Source organism: Desulfovibrio sp. GTC20076 (assembly GCF_055385905.1).
On record NZ_AP039366.1, the window covers coordinates 1,642,326 to 1,655,565 of the forward strand.

The following is a 13,240-nucleotide window of genomic DNA, read 5'->3' on the forward strand; positions in this document are numbered from 1 at the left end:
GTGGCCGGCAGTTGTGGTGTGCAGACAGGATTTACAGCGCCATCCGGGGGCGGCCTCAAAGGCCGCCGTCCGGAGAGCGGTCACCCGCAGCCTGACCGGAGGCCGCGGGCGCTTGTGCCAGGGGAAGGCTCAGGCAGAAAACTGCCCCGCCTTGCTGGCTGTTGGCGGCGGAGAGTTCGCCGCCACGCGCGTGCGCCAGCGAGCGGGCAACGGCAAGGCCGAGACCCGCATAGCGGCCCATGTGGGATTGTACGGCAGTTCCGGGGCGCATGGCACTGCCGCTGGTATGGCTGTCATGGTATTGGTCATGACCGCCGAATCCGCCTTGAAGGGCACGCGAACTGAAAAATGGTTCAAAAATATGGGGCAGGATGTCCGGTTCAATGCCGGGGCCGCTGTCGGCAACGAGCAGATCGTACCAGCTCCTTCCCTGTCCGTCACGTCTCAGCCTGGCCGAGACCTGCACCAATCCACCATGAGGCATGGCATCCAGAGCATTTTCAAATAGATGCAGAAATATCTGCCGCAATTCCGGGGCCGAACCCCAAGGGCGCGGAGCAGCGCTGCCCGCCTCTTCCGCCGCCTCCGCAGCAGCTTCCCCGAGAGCGCCCGGCGCAGCAGTTTTCTGTGCAGCAGCTTCATGGCCCGGGAACACATACGCGCTGGAAAGATCCACCTGGCAGCGCAGACCTGCCGCTTCAATCCTGTGGCGAAGAAGATCAAGGCTTTCATCAATAACCGCAGCCACATCCAGCGGCCCGGTGCGCGCATCCAGCCCATGCCCCACCATGAGCAGCTTACGCGTTATTTCCCGCACGCGCAGACTCTGGACGCGAATGGTATTGACGGCTTCGCGCATTTCGTCCACATCAGCCAGGGCCTGAGCCTCCGGTTCATCCAGGCAATCGCGGATAAGCCCGGCGGCCTGCATCATGATGTTAAGGGGATTATTCACCTCATGGGCCACCCCTTCGGCAACCCGCCCCAGACTGCGCCAGCGCGCGGCTTCGGCAAGGCGGGCCGCCTCTTGCCGGGCTGCGGCCCGCTCCCGCGCCTTGCGGCATTCTTCAAGCACCTGCTCAATATCCGCGGGCTTGGAGAGCCAGTTCAGCGCTCCCCGCCGCATGGCCTGCACAGCTTTGCCCATATCTGCGGAACCCGAAAGCATGACCACATCCGTCTGTGCATATTGCTCGCGCAAAAGCTTGAGCAGGGCAACGCCGTCCATACCGGGCAGGCCCACATCAAGAAACACCAGTTCCGCGGGCCATGCCTGCAGGATGGACAAAGCCTCACGCGCATCGCGGGCGGTGCGCGCATCCATGCCGCGCAGGCTCAGGCGCTGGGCCAAAGGCCCGGCAAAGGCTGATTCGTCATCCACAACAAGCACGCGCATGGCGTTCCCCTTTCTGCAGTACAACCCGCTGGGCGCTGTTTATTTTTCGTGTTCCTGCAGGATATCCTTTTCTTTCATCACATCGCGCGCGGATTCAAAGTCGCCGCCTTCAGCCAGCGACACCGCCACCATGGCGTTTTCCAGCTTGTCGCGATAGGCCATGCGGATGCTGCCAAGCAGCTCATCAATATCCATAGGCTTGCGGAGAAAATTATACGCGCCCATGCGGTAGGCGGTCTGTTCCTCGGCATCCCCCCCGTGGCCGGTCAGGATGATGACCTGCACCTGAGGGTTGCTCTTCTTTACATTGCGCAGCACCTCAAAGCCGTCCATGCCCGGCATGCGCAGGTCAAGCACGATGACATCCGTGGGCTGATCCACGGCTTTGAGCGCCTCGGGGCCGTCATAAGCCACGCGGGCGGCAAAACCACGCATGGCCAGACGTTCGGCCAGCGTGTCCACAAACTGCCTTTCATCGTCCACCAGCAGAATCTTGATGTCTTCCTTGGTCATGAAAAACTCCTTGGAGGTCCGGACTATACCCGGAGCCGGTTATACCGCATCTGAATCGCAGGCGGAAAGTGAAAGGAAAAAACGCGGTTCCGCTTCGCGCCAAGGCATAAGCGCCGCCCGCCAACCGGGGCGCATGCCGCTGAGCAGAGGACTGCCCGTCATGGCTGCCAGGGCCAGTTCCCGGTTGCCACCTTCCAGCACTTCCACCACAATACCTTCTTCTTTCTGACGCCGCCCGGCAGTAAAGCGCAGACGTATCTGGCCGCCCACCGAAGCGCAGAGATCGAAAATTTCAAGCAAGGCGCGCAACACATCCATAGGCGGCACGGCCGCCCATACCGGTTCGGCGCTCTCGCCGCTTGCCAGACCTATCTGGGCCGCGCGAGCCTGCCGCGCGGCCAGCAGGCAAAAACTGCGGCACACCCTGACGAGATCGCATGGGCCTGCGTGTTCGCCGCTGTCAGCGCCGCCCGACTGGGCCAGATAATCCATAGCTTCAGACAGCGCCGCGCCCTGCCCCACAGAACGCTGCACCTCTGCCAGGGCAGCTTCCAGCCGCTGCGGTCCTGCCGCAGAGCCGCTGCCGCCGGCGGAGGAAGACGCAAGGGCGGCCAGATCCTGCGCAAGCCCGGCAGATTCACGGATTACGGCCAGAACATTGCGCATATCGTGCACTGCCGAGGCCAGCAGGCGGGCCGTACACTGACTGACATTCATGACATGTCTCCCCCGCGGGAGGCTGCCTCGCGCCCTTCACGGCATGCGGACTCCAGCGTTTCAAGAAAAGTGTTGAAGCTTAACGGCTTTGTCAGGCAGGCATAGGCCTGGCTTACGGGCGAAAGCCCCGTGTCGTCCACGGCCGCGTGCCCGGTAAGCAGCAGCACGGGCAGATCGGGCTGCACGTTCTTGAGGCGGTGCAGCACTTCATCACCGGGCAGACCGGGCATGAGAAGATCAAGCACCACCACATCGGGCATATCTTCTACAGCGGCGCGCAGGGCCGCCAGGCCGTCGTAAACCACGCGCACGCTGTGCCCGCGCAGTTCAAGCCTTTCGGCCAGAGTTTCCACAAAATCCTTTTCGTCATCAGCCAGCAGTATGCGCAAAGCCATTACTAAACCTCCACAGAGCCGTCAGGCGGAGCCAGAGGCAGGGTCACGCGCACGGTACTGCCGCGCCCTTCTTCACTGTCCACACGGATATCGCCGCCGAGCCGACGCACGATGCCGTAGGTGATGAACATGCCAAGCCCTGTACCCTTATCTTTCTTGGTGGAATAAAACGGCTCGAAAATGTGCCGCAGCACCTCTCGAGGCATGCCTTTGCCGTTATCACGCACGGTCACTTCAAGCGCGCACTGTCCCGATGGAACACAGCGTACTTTTACAAAGCGCCCCTGCCCGTCGGCAGATGCGCCTGCCTGCCCGCTGCCGGTCACGGCATCCAGGGCATTGCCCACGATATTCAGAAATACCTGCTGCAACTGGCCCCTGTCCGAAACAATCTCGGGCAGGTCTTCGGCCAGATCCATCTCGAGCGTTACGCCCCGGTTCTTGGCTTCTCGCTCAAGGAAAGACAGGGTCTCGGTGATGACCTCCTCAATGTGCAGGCTCTGGCGGTTGGCTTCCATCCGGCGGGCGAAACCCAGCAGGCGGTGGGTAATACTGCGTGCCCGCTCCACTGTGCTTTCTATGCCTTCGAGCAGACCGTTCAGCCTCTCCCTGTCCCTGCTTTCGCCGCAAACCTTGCCCATGCTCAGCAGGTCGCGGGCAAGGCCCGCCTTTTCGTAAATGACGGCAAGGGGATTGTTGACCTCGTGGGCCACACCCGCCGCCAGCCGCCCGATGGACGAGAGCTTCTGATTGTGCTCCATCTGGGCGAAAATGGCTACCCGGCGCTCATCGCTGGCCTGCAGCCTGTTGACAAGCTGCTTCATAAGCAGGTGCGATACCAGAACAATAAGCGCAATACCGCCGCACAGCACAAGCAGCAATTCGGTGCGCAGGGCTGTCCAGGGGCGAAAGGCCTCGGCCTCGGGCTTGACTGCCAGCAGAATGAAATCCGTACCGGCCAGTGCGCAGGAGGCCACCATAAGCTTGCGTCCCGATGGCTCGGTGACGTTGCGAACGAGCGTTTCCGCCGTGGCCGGCGGCAGCGGCAACGGACAGGAATCCAGCGCCTTGCCGTACAGGCGGGAATCTGTTTGCAGCACTCCTTCCCTGTCCACAAGAAAAACATCGGTTTCCTGCTCCGGGCCTACGGAGGACAGCACCTGCTGCAGCCGCAGCGTGTCCACGGCCACGCGCAGGGTCCATGAAAGCCCGCTTTCCTCCATCCTGTGAACGGCTATGACCATATGCGGATAGCCGCGATAACCGAGAAACACGTTGCTCATATACCGGCTTTTGATTTCCGTTTCACGCAGCCAGGGCTTGCCCGCATAGTCCGCGCCCCTGAGCTTGTACGGTCCCACATAGGAAATCTGCAGGCCCTCGGAGTTGACCAGCCCCATGTCCACAAAGCCCTGAAACTCACTGCGCAGCGACAAAAACACGCGGTTCAGGGTGCGCTCGTCCGCCAGGTCCTTGTAGGAATAGGCATGGGCGATAAAGCTCACCGTGGATTCCCTTTCACCGAGATAAAGCTCCAGCGCCGCCTGCGACTTGCGGGCCAGCGCGTAAACGGGGCTTTCCATTTCACGCTCGAGGGTCCGTGTGTACTGCATGTGGCTTATGCCGGACAACAGAAGCAGAGGCGTGACCGATACGGCCACCATAAGTATGGTCATAAGCCGACGCAGAGAGCGGTACCGGGCCGGAGACACGGCCTCGGGCACTTCCAGCAGGTGGGCAAAGGCGTTTTTTATGGCGGCGAACATGCTTCCTCCGGGCTGCGCGCTGGCGCAAGCTTCAAACGTGCTTTTTCACGGTGCAGCCCTTCATATCCTGATCAGGCGCCGGCATGCGCCGTCATGAGGGCCTGCCTGTGGCTCCGTCAAGCGGCCCAACTGCCTCGAACCGGGCGCTTTTTACCGCATGGCTGAAAAAGCGGGCACACATCCTAGTGCGCCCCGGCTACCAGCACGCCGGAAGCCGCGAGGCTCAGCACCAGCACTTCAGCAATGGCAATACACATCATGAGCCACTGTCTGTGCCGGGCCAGGGTCCAGGCAAGCTGCACAAAACAGAAGATAGTCAGGGCCGCGAGAAAGGCTATGCCCAAAAAATTGCATATATCGCCCTTGCCTACCAGTGCAAGCCAACCCCACCCCTGGGGAATACTCCCTGCGGCACGATAGTCCGCGGCGCTGTGCACCCACAGGCGCGGCAGTTCATCCAGGGGAATCTGCGGCTCCAGCACGCCGAAGACATAGAGCGCATAGGTCACAAGCATCGTTACGAAGCCGATGAGCGAGCCGTAAAACAGTGTATCGGCATAGCGCACCTGCGCCGGAGAAGCCTTGATATCGTTCTTAACATCCACAGTATTCATACTATCCTCCCAAAAAGTCCAGTCCGGTCAGGAAATTTACCAGCCAAGTCCCTTCATGAGGGCTTTGGCGCCGGAAAAAAGGAGCACAAAAATCACCATATAACGGATGAATTTGGGCTTGGCGACGGCCAGCAGGCGCACACCCACCACAGAGCCGAGCATAAGTCCTACAATGGACGGAATGGCCATGAGGGGGATGACGCAGCCCTGATTGAGATAAACCCAGGCGGCGGAAGTATCTGTGATGGAAAGAAGAAACTTGGACGTACCCACGCTCACCTTGAGGGGAGCGCCCATAAGCAGGTTGAGCACCGGCACGTTGGCCCACCCGGCCCCAAGGCCGAACATGCCCGCCATGATGCCGATGACAATAAAGAGCAGCAGTCCGGCAACAGTGCGGTGGGTTTTCCACTCCACCACCTCGCCGGTGCTTGGCTCAAGAAATACGCCGTTCATACCGAGGGCCAGGCCCACGGCATCCTGCTTTGTCACTACAGGACGCACAGAATTTTTAGAAAGCAGCAAAAGTACGGCAATGGCCAGAATGGTCGCGCCAAGGCAGGTCTGGATGACGTGCGTGGGCAGGGCCAGGCCCAGCATGGCTCCCACAATGGCACAGGCCGAAGCAATAAGCGCTACGGGCAGAGCCAGCCGCAGGTTGGCGAAATTACGGCGCAGCAAGCCCGGCCCGGCTGCCAGCGCGCCCGCCAGAGCCACCAGCAGGCCCGCGCCGCGCACAAAGTCCAGATGGAAAGGAAAAAAACCGCTGACCAGCGGCACAAAAAGCACGCCGCCGCCCACACCGGCCATAACGGCAATAATGCCGAGAATAAAACAAAAAACCAGCAGAGCGATGGGCCAGAACCACCAGGGATGATTGTCCACCAGAGCGGCATCCGCCTGGGCGTCTGCCTGCCGCTGGGTCTGGGTGAGCAGCGGATCACCGGCCTGGCCGGGCGCCTGCTGTACCGTCTGTCCAGGCTCCTGCAAGGCCGACGGCGCAGACTGCGCATCAACAACCGCAGCCTGGCCCTGTTCTGCACCACCAGCGGCATCCTGGGCCAGCGCCGTCAACGGCGCGGCGAAACACAGCATAAGCATGACAGGCAACAACAGGAGCTTTGCCATATGGCTTCTTGCAACCCTTGCGGAATCTTCACGAAAAACACAGGCCATCGTCTCCCCCTTGCGCCTCAGACCGGCGCATTTGTTTTTTCGGTCAGGGCAAGACTAAAATTCATGTCCGGCACACGCCATCGGGAGAATCCTGATTTGTGAAAAAATACCTAAGGGTTTTCCCCAGACGGAAATGAAGGGCTGTTCCGGCATGGGCATGGGCCGCAGTGCCAAAACCAAAGCAGACGAAACGGAACAAAGCGCGGCATACGCGCTCCAGAAAGGTCGGGCACGACGCTGCGCCACGAAGGGCGCTTTTCATTAAAGATTGGGTACAGGCATGAAAACGCGGCATATTTTACAACGTAACCGCAAAAAAGGCACAAAAAAACGCGGCTGTACCGCGCGCTGTGAAAGATGGAATATCAACGCGAATGCGTGAAACGGAAATTCAGGCTTTGATCAGAGTGTGATCAGACTTTGACCAGACCGTGACGGATGGCAATTTTAACCAGATCGCCCACAGACCCGGCCTGTAACTTGGTGAGCAGATTATATTTGTGGGTTTCTACGGTTTTGGGGCTGATATGCAGGTCGCCCGCGATGGCCTTGACGCTGTGCCCGTCTGCCAGCAGGCGAAAAATCTCTTTTTCCCGGGGCGACAGAGCGGACAGGTCGCCGCAGCCATCGCCGCCGGACTCGTCCACCGCCTGACGGCGTTCGCGCAAAAGGGCCGCCAGCCGCCCGCCAGGATCAGAAAAACTTAAAAATATCTCGCCCCGGCGCACGTTTTCGATGGCACGCAACAACACGCCCGGCGGCTCGGATTTGCGTACATGCCCCATGATGCCAAGATCGATAAGCTCGGGCAGCCAGCGCTGATCCTCATGCCCGGTATAGACAAGAATGCGTGTGGCCGGGCGTACTTCAAGCACGGCGCGCGCGGTTTCCACCCCATTCATGCCGGGCATGCCGAGGTCCAGCACCATCAGGTGCGGCGTCAGCGAGGCGGCCAGGGCCACTGCCTCGCCACCGGCAAGGGCCATGCCCACTACCCGCAAGTGCGCATAGGGGGCCAGCAGGCTGCGCACGCCTTCCATAAGCAGCTTGTGGTCGTCAACAAGCAGGATGCGGCAGATTTCCATACGCCTGTCCACTCATCCTTTGTTCAAAGCGGTGACCGGGCGACCCTGGGGCGGCCGCTCCTCAACAGTGCGGACAGGCTGCGCGGCTACAGCAGAAAAAGCGAAGCCAGCCCGAGAAAGATGAAAAAGCCCGCGCCATCCGTAATGGTGGTAAGAAATATGCTGGAAGCATGCGCGGGGTCACGCCCCAGCGCGCGAAAAATAAGCGGTATGGAGCCGCCGGAAATGGCCCCGAGCAGCATGTCACACATAAGCGCCCCGCCCATGACAGCACCTATGGCCGCAACTCCCGTAAACCACCACACGCCGAAAAAGGCTGTGACAGCCATGACGATGCCGGTAACAAGGCCGATCTTGCCTTCGCGCACCACCGCCATCCAGGCTTTTTTCTGGTCAAAGCGGTCTGTAGCCAGCTGACGGATCATAACGGCAAGAGCCTGCTGCCCAGTATTGCCCGCCTGGTTGGCTACCATAGGCATGAGCACCGCAAGTACGGCCATTTCGGCAATGCTGCCCTCAAACATGTACACCACCGAAGCCGAAAGCGCCGAGTTGAACATGTTGACAAAAAGCCAGGGCAGGCGTTTGCGCACGCTCTCTTTCCAGGGCGTGTCCACGCTTTCTTCCGGGTCGGCACCCACCATGCCCAGCATGTCGGCGCTGGCCTCTTCGTGCATGATGTCCATGATGTCGTCATAGGTAATGACACCCATGATGTGACCCTCATTGTCCACAACAGGCATGGCCATGAAATTGTAGTGTGAGAGCAGGCTGGCCACCTCACGCCTGTCTGTATCATAGGTGACGCTGATGACGCTCTGCCCGACCACGGCATCCCCCACGATGGTTCCGGGACGGGCCAGCATGAGGTCGCGCAGGGAGAGCACGCCGACGAGCACGTCATGCGAGTCTACCACATAGCCGTAATAGGGGCTTTCCTTCTCGGCCATTTCGGTGCGGATATGGGCGATGGCCTCATCCACTGTCTGGTTGCACTCCAGCAGGATGAGTTCCGTGTTCATGGCCCCGCCCGCGGAGTCCGGATCGAAATTGAGCAGGCTGCGCAACTCTTCGGAGTCTTCGCGGGTCAGTTTTTCCAGCAGGGCGTCGCGGTGGTCCTCTTCCAGCTCGTCCAGCACGTCGGCGGCGTCGTCCGGGGACATCTCGGCAATAATCTGGGCGGCCACGTCCGTATCCAGATTTTCCAGCAGGTCCACGGCCACATTGCCGTCCAGCTCTGCCAGTGCTTCGGCCGCGTCCTCTTTGGACATGCGGGCAAGCGTGCTCACCTGCTTTTCAAGGCTCAGGTTTTCCAGATGGTCGGCCATGTCGGCCGGGTGAATGAACTCCTGATCCAGAAATTCCGGCTCATATTCTTCATCAATGGCTGCCGCTTCCGTACTCACGCCCGCCGCTCCGGGCAAAGCGCCGCCGTCACGGCCGTCGCCGGCCGAAGCAGAAGGAGAAAGCACATCTTCCGGAGCGCCTGCATCTGCATAATCTTCAGAAGCTGCCCCGCCAGAAGCGGTCGGGCAATCACCGGATGCGTGTACCGCACCGGCATCAGACGACGCAAAGCCCGCGTCCTGTGAAGGAGAATCGGCCTTTACGCCGTGTTCCGGCGCTTGCGTCAACGGAACGGCGGTGCGGTCGTCTTCCCGCTCTGTGGCCTCAACAGGCCGCATTTCTTGTTCTTTATTACGATAATCTGCCATAGCGCGCCTTTCGCTCAAAAATACTTCCCGAAGGAGCGGCAATGCCGTGAAAAGCGCCTGCCATGCGGCAAGGCGCATATGTGAAAATGCTCTCGAGGTTCACGCAGCTTGACGCGACGCACTGGGCATTCTATCTACTTCAATCACCCGCCCAACGGCGCAGGACGCCGTGTGGGGTCAACGTGCCGCGCGTGGCATTCTGACCGGGGCGGCACCCCTTCACTTAGCATGCGAAAGGAATGGGAACAAGCGCAATGTATACGCCCTGGGCCGCTTTTTTTTCTCCCGAAGGACGGCGGCTTCTACAAAAATCCATAGATCTCGCCCTTGAAGAAGACGGTCCGGAACTGACTGCCATGGGCCTTTTCTCTCCTGATGCGTACCTGAATGCGGCCATACGAGCCAAAGAGGATACCCTGGTGGTGGGGCTGCCCGTGATCGGCCCGGTATTCCGCAGCCTGGGCGCGCCCTTCAGATGGCAGGCCCTTGTACCCGAGACGGCCCGCGTACCGGCCATGACGGAGGTGGCCCGCATTACCGCTCCGGCTGTGCCCATGCTCAAGGCCGAACGCGTTATCCTGAACTTCATAACCCATCTTTCGGGCATAGCCAACCTCACGGCCCGTTATGTGCGGGAACTTGAGGGAACCGGCGTTCGCCTGCTCGATACGCGCAAGACCACCCCCGGCCTGCGCTGGCCGGAAAAATACGCCGTGCAGGCAGGCGGCGCGTCCAACCACCGCAAAAACCTTGCTGAAATGCTCATGCTCAAGGATAATCACATCGATGCGGCCGGCTCCATTGCCTCGGCCGTTGCTGCCCTGCGCAGCCGCTACAGCCCCTGCCCCCCCATTGAGGTGGAGTGCCGCACCATCGCGCATGTGCGCGAGGCCATTGCCGCGTGCGCCGATCGCATTATGATGGACAATATGGGCGGAGCGCTTTTGAGCGAGGCTCTGGCTCTGGTTCCCCCGGATATTGAAACCGAAGTCAGCGGCGGCGTGCGGCTGGAAAATCTGCGCGAACTGGCCCTTACGGCCCCCCGCAGGCCGGACTTCATCTCCGTGGGACGGCTAACCCATTCCGCCGTGGCGGCGGACTTCAGCATGACCCTGCTGCCGGCCTGATGCCGCGCGGGGCTGCCACTTTCAGCACAGGGACAAGACAATGCAAGACATCAGTGCCGGTATTCAGGCTATCAAGCGCCAGCTTGGCGACAGGCTCTGCATTATGGGCCACCACTACCAGAACGATGCCGTGGTGCAGCACTGCGACATCACGGGCGACTCGCTGGAACTGGCCCGCCGTGTGCCCCAGGTGAACGCGGACCATATCGTTTTTTGTGGCGTCTACTTTATGGGCGAATCCGCGGCGCTGCTGGCCAAGCCGGGCCAGGCAGTCTACCTGCCGAGCATGGACGCGGACTGCCTCATGTCGCGGATGACCCCCGCCCCACTGGCCCGCAAGGTGCTGGAGCAGCTTTACGCCCTTGGCCGCAAGGTCATTCCCCTAGCTTACGTCAATACTGATCTGGCCCTCAAGGCCGTGGTGGGTGAATACGGCGGCGCCGTGTGTACATCAGCCAATGCGGGCATCATGCTGCAATGGGCCATGAAGCAGGGGGACGGCGTGCTGTTTTTGCCCGACATGCACCTGGGCAACAATACGGCAACGGCCCTGGGTATCGCCCCACACGAAAGGCACGTGCTGCGCATAGGCTCCAGGGGACTGGTGGAGCCGGAAGCCCAGGCCCTGGACAGAAAGCTGCTGCTCTGGCCGGGCTGCTGCGCCATCCACGCCCGGTTTGACCCTGACGATGTACGTGAAATGCGCGCCGCGCACCCGGGCTGCCGCGTCATTGCTCACCCCGAATGCCGCGAGGATGTCATCGCAGTCTGCGACGGCGCCGGTTCCACATCCTACCTGATCAAAGACGCGGCTCGCGTGGCCGCTGAAGCCCCTGGCTCCACGCTCATCGTGGGAACCGAGAACAATCTTGTCCACCGCCTTGCTGCCCGCCATGCGGGCCAATGCCGCATAATCCCCCTGGGACACGCCATTTGCGGCAACATGGCCAAAGTGACGGAAAAAAAGCTCTGGACCATTCTCGAGGCAATTACCGCTCAAAAAGCCACCCCTCTGGCGATCGAGGAGGAACTCTGCCCCCCCGCCCGCCTCTCGCTAACCCGCATGCTTGAAGTATGCGGCCAATGAGGTTTGTGCCGTGAATGTCAGTCGCCGTCATGTGCCCGTATTAATTATTGGTTCGGGCATTGCCGGATGCACCGCCGCCCTTACGCTGGCCGATGCCGGTCATGAAGTGCTTCTTATCAACGCCGGGAGCCAGTTGCTCGACGGCAACTCCGAACTGGCCCAGGGGGGCATCATCTATCGTGCCGACCCCGCCAGAAACGGCGGGCCGGGAACCGCCGGAGGCCAGAACAGCGATGACGCCGCTGCCCTGGAAAAAGATATCCTTGTAGCAGGACACAATTACAACTATCGCAAAGCCGTACGCTTTCTCTGCCGTCAGGGGCCTTCCTGCGTTGACGACATGCTCATCGAGCGCGCCAGGGTTCCCTTTGACCGCAATGAAGACGGCAGCTTTAACCTGACCCGCGAGGGCGGGCATTCCACACCGCGCATCCTGCATTGCCGCGATTACTCGGGCCGGGCCATCATGGAAGGCCTTACAGCCCAGATCATGGTCCACCCGCGCATCACGCGCCTGCACCACCGCGCCGCCATTGACCTTCTGACAAGCCGCCACCACGCCAGAACCTCGCAATACCGTTACGAGATCAACAATCGCTGCATGGGCGCGTACGTCCTGAACGAGGAAAGCGGCGAACCGGAAACCATCCTGGCGGACTGGACGGTGCTTGCCACGGGCGGCGTGGGGCAGGTATTCCTGCATTCCACCAATGCCCCGGGTTGCGTGGGTACAGGCGTTTCCATGGCGTTTCGCGCCGGTGTGGATCTGGCAAATCTGGAATTCATGCAGTTTCACCCCACAGCCCTTTATGAAGAACGCAGCAACCGCCGCTCGCTCATCACCGAGGCCATGCGCGGCGAAGGCGCGCGCCTGCTCAACCACAAGGGACAAGCCTTCATGCAGGGTTATGACCCGCGCGGCGACCTGGCCCCGCGTGATGTGGTGGCCCAGGCCATGATGGACGAAATGCTGCATAACGGTGCGCCCTGCCTTTTTCTGGACGTGAGCGGTGTGGAACAGGACCTGCCCACACGTTTTCCCACGGTATTCCAGAAGTGCCTTGAAGCCGGCATCGACATCCGCCGCGAGCCCATCCCCGTTGTTCCCGCCGCCCACTATTTCTGCGGCGGTGTGCTTACCGACGAGCGAGGGCGTACATCCATGCGCGGTCTTTACGCCATTGGCGAGTGCGCCTGCACCGGGCTGCACGGGGCCAACCGCCTGGCGAGTACATCCCTGCTCGAGGCCCTGGTGTGGGGTGTCAGCTGCGGCAAAGACCTGAACCGCCGCCTCAAGGCCGAAAGCGGCCTGCCCAAGGGCCTGGCCGCCGCCATTCCCGACTGGCTGCACGAAGGGGACGAACGGCGCGATGACCCGGCCCTGGTGGCTCAGGACTGGACCAACATACGCAATACCATGTGGAACTATGTGGGCATTTCGCGCACAGAGGCCCGGCTGCGCAGGGCGTTTGAAGACATGCGCGACCTTGTGCGGCATATCCACGACTTTTATAAATATACCCGCATTTCACGACGCCTTGTGGACCTTTTTCACGGCTCACAGACAGCCTACGTCATCATTCAGGCGGCCATGCGCAACCGCGCCAGCCTGGGTTGTCACCACAGGGTGGATTGACGCGGCGGTCCGC

At 61.0% G+C, this 13,240-nt stretch carries 12 protein-coding genes; 3 read left to right on the plus strand and 9 right to left on the minus strand.

All coding sequences use genetic code 11. From position 1 onward, the window contains the following. Positions 1 to 55 precede the first annotated feature (55 nt). From ACZ495_RS07205 to mgtE, 9 genes are all read right to left on the minus strand, one after another. Positions 56 to 1,396 carry a sensor histidine kinase gene (locus ACZ495_RS07205; protein WP_464261981.1) on the minus strand — a complete coding sequence of 447 codons (1,341 nt, stop codon included), beginning with the start codon at positions 1,394 to 1,396 and terminating at the stop codon, positions 56 to 58. A 39-nt stretch (positions 1,397 to 1,435) separates the two neighbouring features. Beyond that, positions 1,436 to 1,909: a response regulator gene (locus ACZ495_RS07210; RefSeq protein WP_012624449.1), complete on the minus strand. Its 474-nt coding sequence runs from the start codon at positions 1,907 to 1,909 to the stop codon at positions 1,436 to 1,438. Between the two features lie 39 nt (positions 1,910 to 1,948). Continuing rightward, a complete protein-coding gene (locus tag ACZ495_RS07215) occupies positions 1,949 to 2,626 on the minus strand; it encodes a HAMP domain-containing histidine kinase (protein ID WP_012624448.1) in 678 nt (225 codons plus the stop codon). After that, positions 2,623 to 3,021 (minus strand): response regulator transcription factor, encoded by a 399-nt coding sequence (locus tag ACZ495_RS07220; protein ID WP_012624447.1) that lies wholly within the window; start codon positions 3,019 to 3,021, stop codon positions 2,623 to 2,625. The genes ACZ495_RS07215 and ACZ495_RS07220 overlap by 4 nt, the downstream gene beginning before the upstream one ends. Before the next feature lie 2 nt (positions 3,022 to 3,023). Continuing rightward, on the minus strand, positions 3,024 to 4,787 hold the full coding sequence (locus ACZ495_RS07225) for a sensor histidine kinase (protein ID WP_296983522.1): 1,764 nt from the start codon (positions 4,785 to 4,787) through the stop codon (positions 3,024 to 3,026). A gap of 182 nt (positions 4,788 to 4,969) precedes the next feature. Next, entirely contained in the window at positions 4,970 to 5,401 is a 432-nt protein-coding gene (locus ACZ495_RS07230) for a hypothetical protein (RefSeq protein WP_012624445.1), read from the minus strand. Positions 5,402 to 5,437: 36 nt separating this feature from the next. Then, positions 5,438 to 6,529: a sulfite exporter TauE/SafE family protein gene (locus tag ACZ495_RS07235; protein ID WP_232088737.1), complete on the minus strand. Its 1,092-nt coding sequence runs from the start codon at positions 6,527 to 6,529 to the stop codon at positions 5,438 to 5,440. A 461-nt stretch (positions 6,530 to 6,990) separates the two neighbouring features. Continuing rightward, complete coding sequence (locus ACZ495_RS07240; RefSeq protein ID WP_012624443.1) at positions 6,991 to 7,662, minus strand: response regulator; 672 nt, start codon at positions 7,660 to 7,662, stop codon at positions 6,991 to 6,993. A gap of 86 nt (positions 7,663 to 7,748) precedes the next feature. Beyond that, positions 7,749 to 9,377: a magnesium transporter gene (gene mgtE / locus ACZ495_RS07245; protein ID WP_012624442.1), complete on the minus strand. Its 1,629-nt coding sequence runs from the start codon at positions 9,375 to 9,377 to the stop codon at positions 7,749 to 7,751. A gap of 254 nt (positions 9,378 to 9,631) precedes the next feature. On the opposite strand from mgtE, the gene nadC reads away from it, so the two are divergent. Genes nadC through nadB form a run of 3 tightly spaced genes read left to right on the plus strand, consistent with a single transcriptional unit; the run spans position 9,632 to position 13,227 of the window. Continuing rightward, complete coding sequence (gene nadC / locus ACZ495_RS07250; protein WP_464261982.1) at positions 9,632 to 10,504, plus strand: carboxylating nicotinate-nucleotide diphosphorylase; 873 nt, start codon at positions 9,632 to 9,634, stop codon at positions 10,502 to 10,504. Between the two features lie 40 nt (positions 10,505 to 10,544). After that, on the plus strand, positions 10,545 to 11,591 hold the full coding sequence (gene nadA / locus ACZ495_RS07255) for a quinolinate synthase NadA (protein WP_012624440.1): 1,047 nt from the start codon (positions 10,545 to 10,547) through the stop codon (positions 11,589 to 11,591). 10 nt (positions 11,592 to 11,601) lie between these two features. Next, positions 11,602 to 13,227 (plus strand): L-aspartate oxidase, encoded by a 1,626-nt coding sequence (gene nadB, locus ACZ495_RS07260; protein WP_012624439.1) that lies wholly within the window; start codon positions 11,602 to 11,604, stop codon positions 13,225 to 13,227. The last annotated feature ends 13 nt before the right edge of the window (positions 13,228 to 13,240 follow it).

Coding starts and splice junctions, on each gene's coding strand:
- ACZ495_RS07225 (WP_296983522.1), bottom strand. CDS start 4,787: ATGTTCGCCGCCATAAAAAACGCCTTTGCCCACCTGCTGGAAGTGCCC.
- ACZ495_RS07240 (WP_012624443.1), bottom strand. CDS start 7,662: ATGGAAATCTGCCGCATCCTGCTTGTTGACGACCACAAGCTGCTTATG.
- ACZ495_RS07215 (WP_012624448.1), bottom strand. CDS start 2,626: ATGAATGTCAGTCAGTGTACGGCCCGCCTGCTGGCCTCGGCAGTGCAC.
- ACZ495_RS07235 (WP_232088737.1), bottom strand. CDS start 6,529: ATGGCAAAGCTCCTGTTGTTGCCTGTCATGCTTATGCTGTGTTTCGCC.
- mgtE (WP_012624442.1), bottom strand. CDS start 9,377: ATGGCAGATTATCGTAATAAAGAACAAGAAATGCGGCCTGTTGAGGCC.
- ACZ495_RS07220 (WP_012624447.1), bottom strand. CDS start 3,021: ATGGCTTTGCGCATACTGCTGGCTGATGACGAAAAGGATTTTGTGGAA.
- ACZ495_RS07210 (WP_012624449.1), bottom strand. CDS start 1,909: ATGACCAAGGAAGACATCAAGATTCTGCTGGTGGACGATGAAAGGCAG.
- nadC (WP_464261982.1), top strand. CDS start 9,632: ATGTATACGCCCTGGGCCGCTTTTTTTTCTCCCGAAGGACGGCGGCTT.
- nadA (WP_012624440.1), top strand. CDS start 10,545: ATGCAAGACATCAGTGCCGGTATTCAGGCTATCAAGCGCCAGCTTGGC.
- ACZ495_RS07230 (WP_012624445.1), bottom strand. CDS start 5,401: ATGAATACTGTGGATGTTAAGAACGATATCAAGGCTTCTCCGGCGCAG.
- ACZ495_RS07205 (WP_464261981.1), bottom strand. CDS start 1,396: ATGCGCGTGCTTGTTGTGGATGACGAATCAGCCTTTGCCGGGCCTTTG.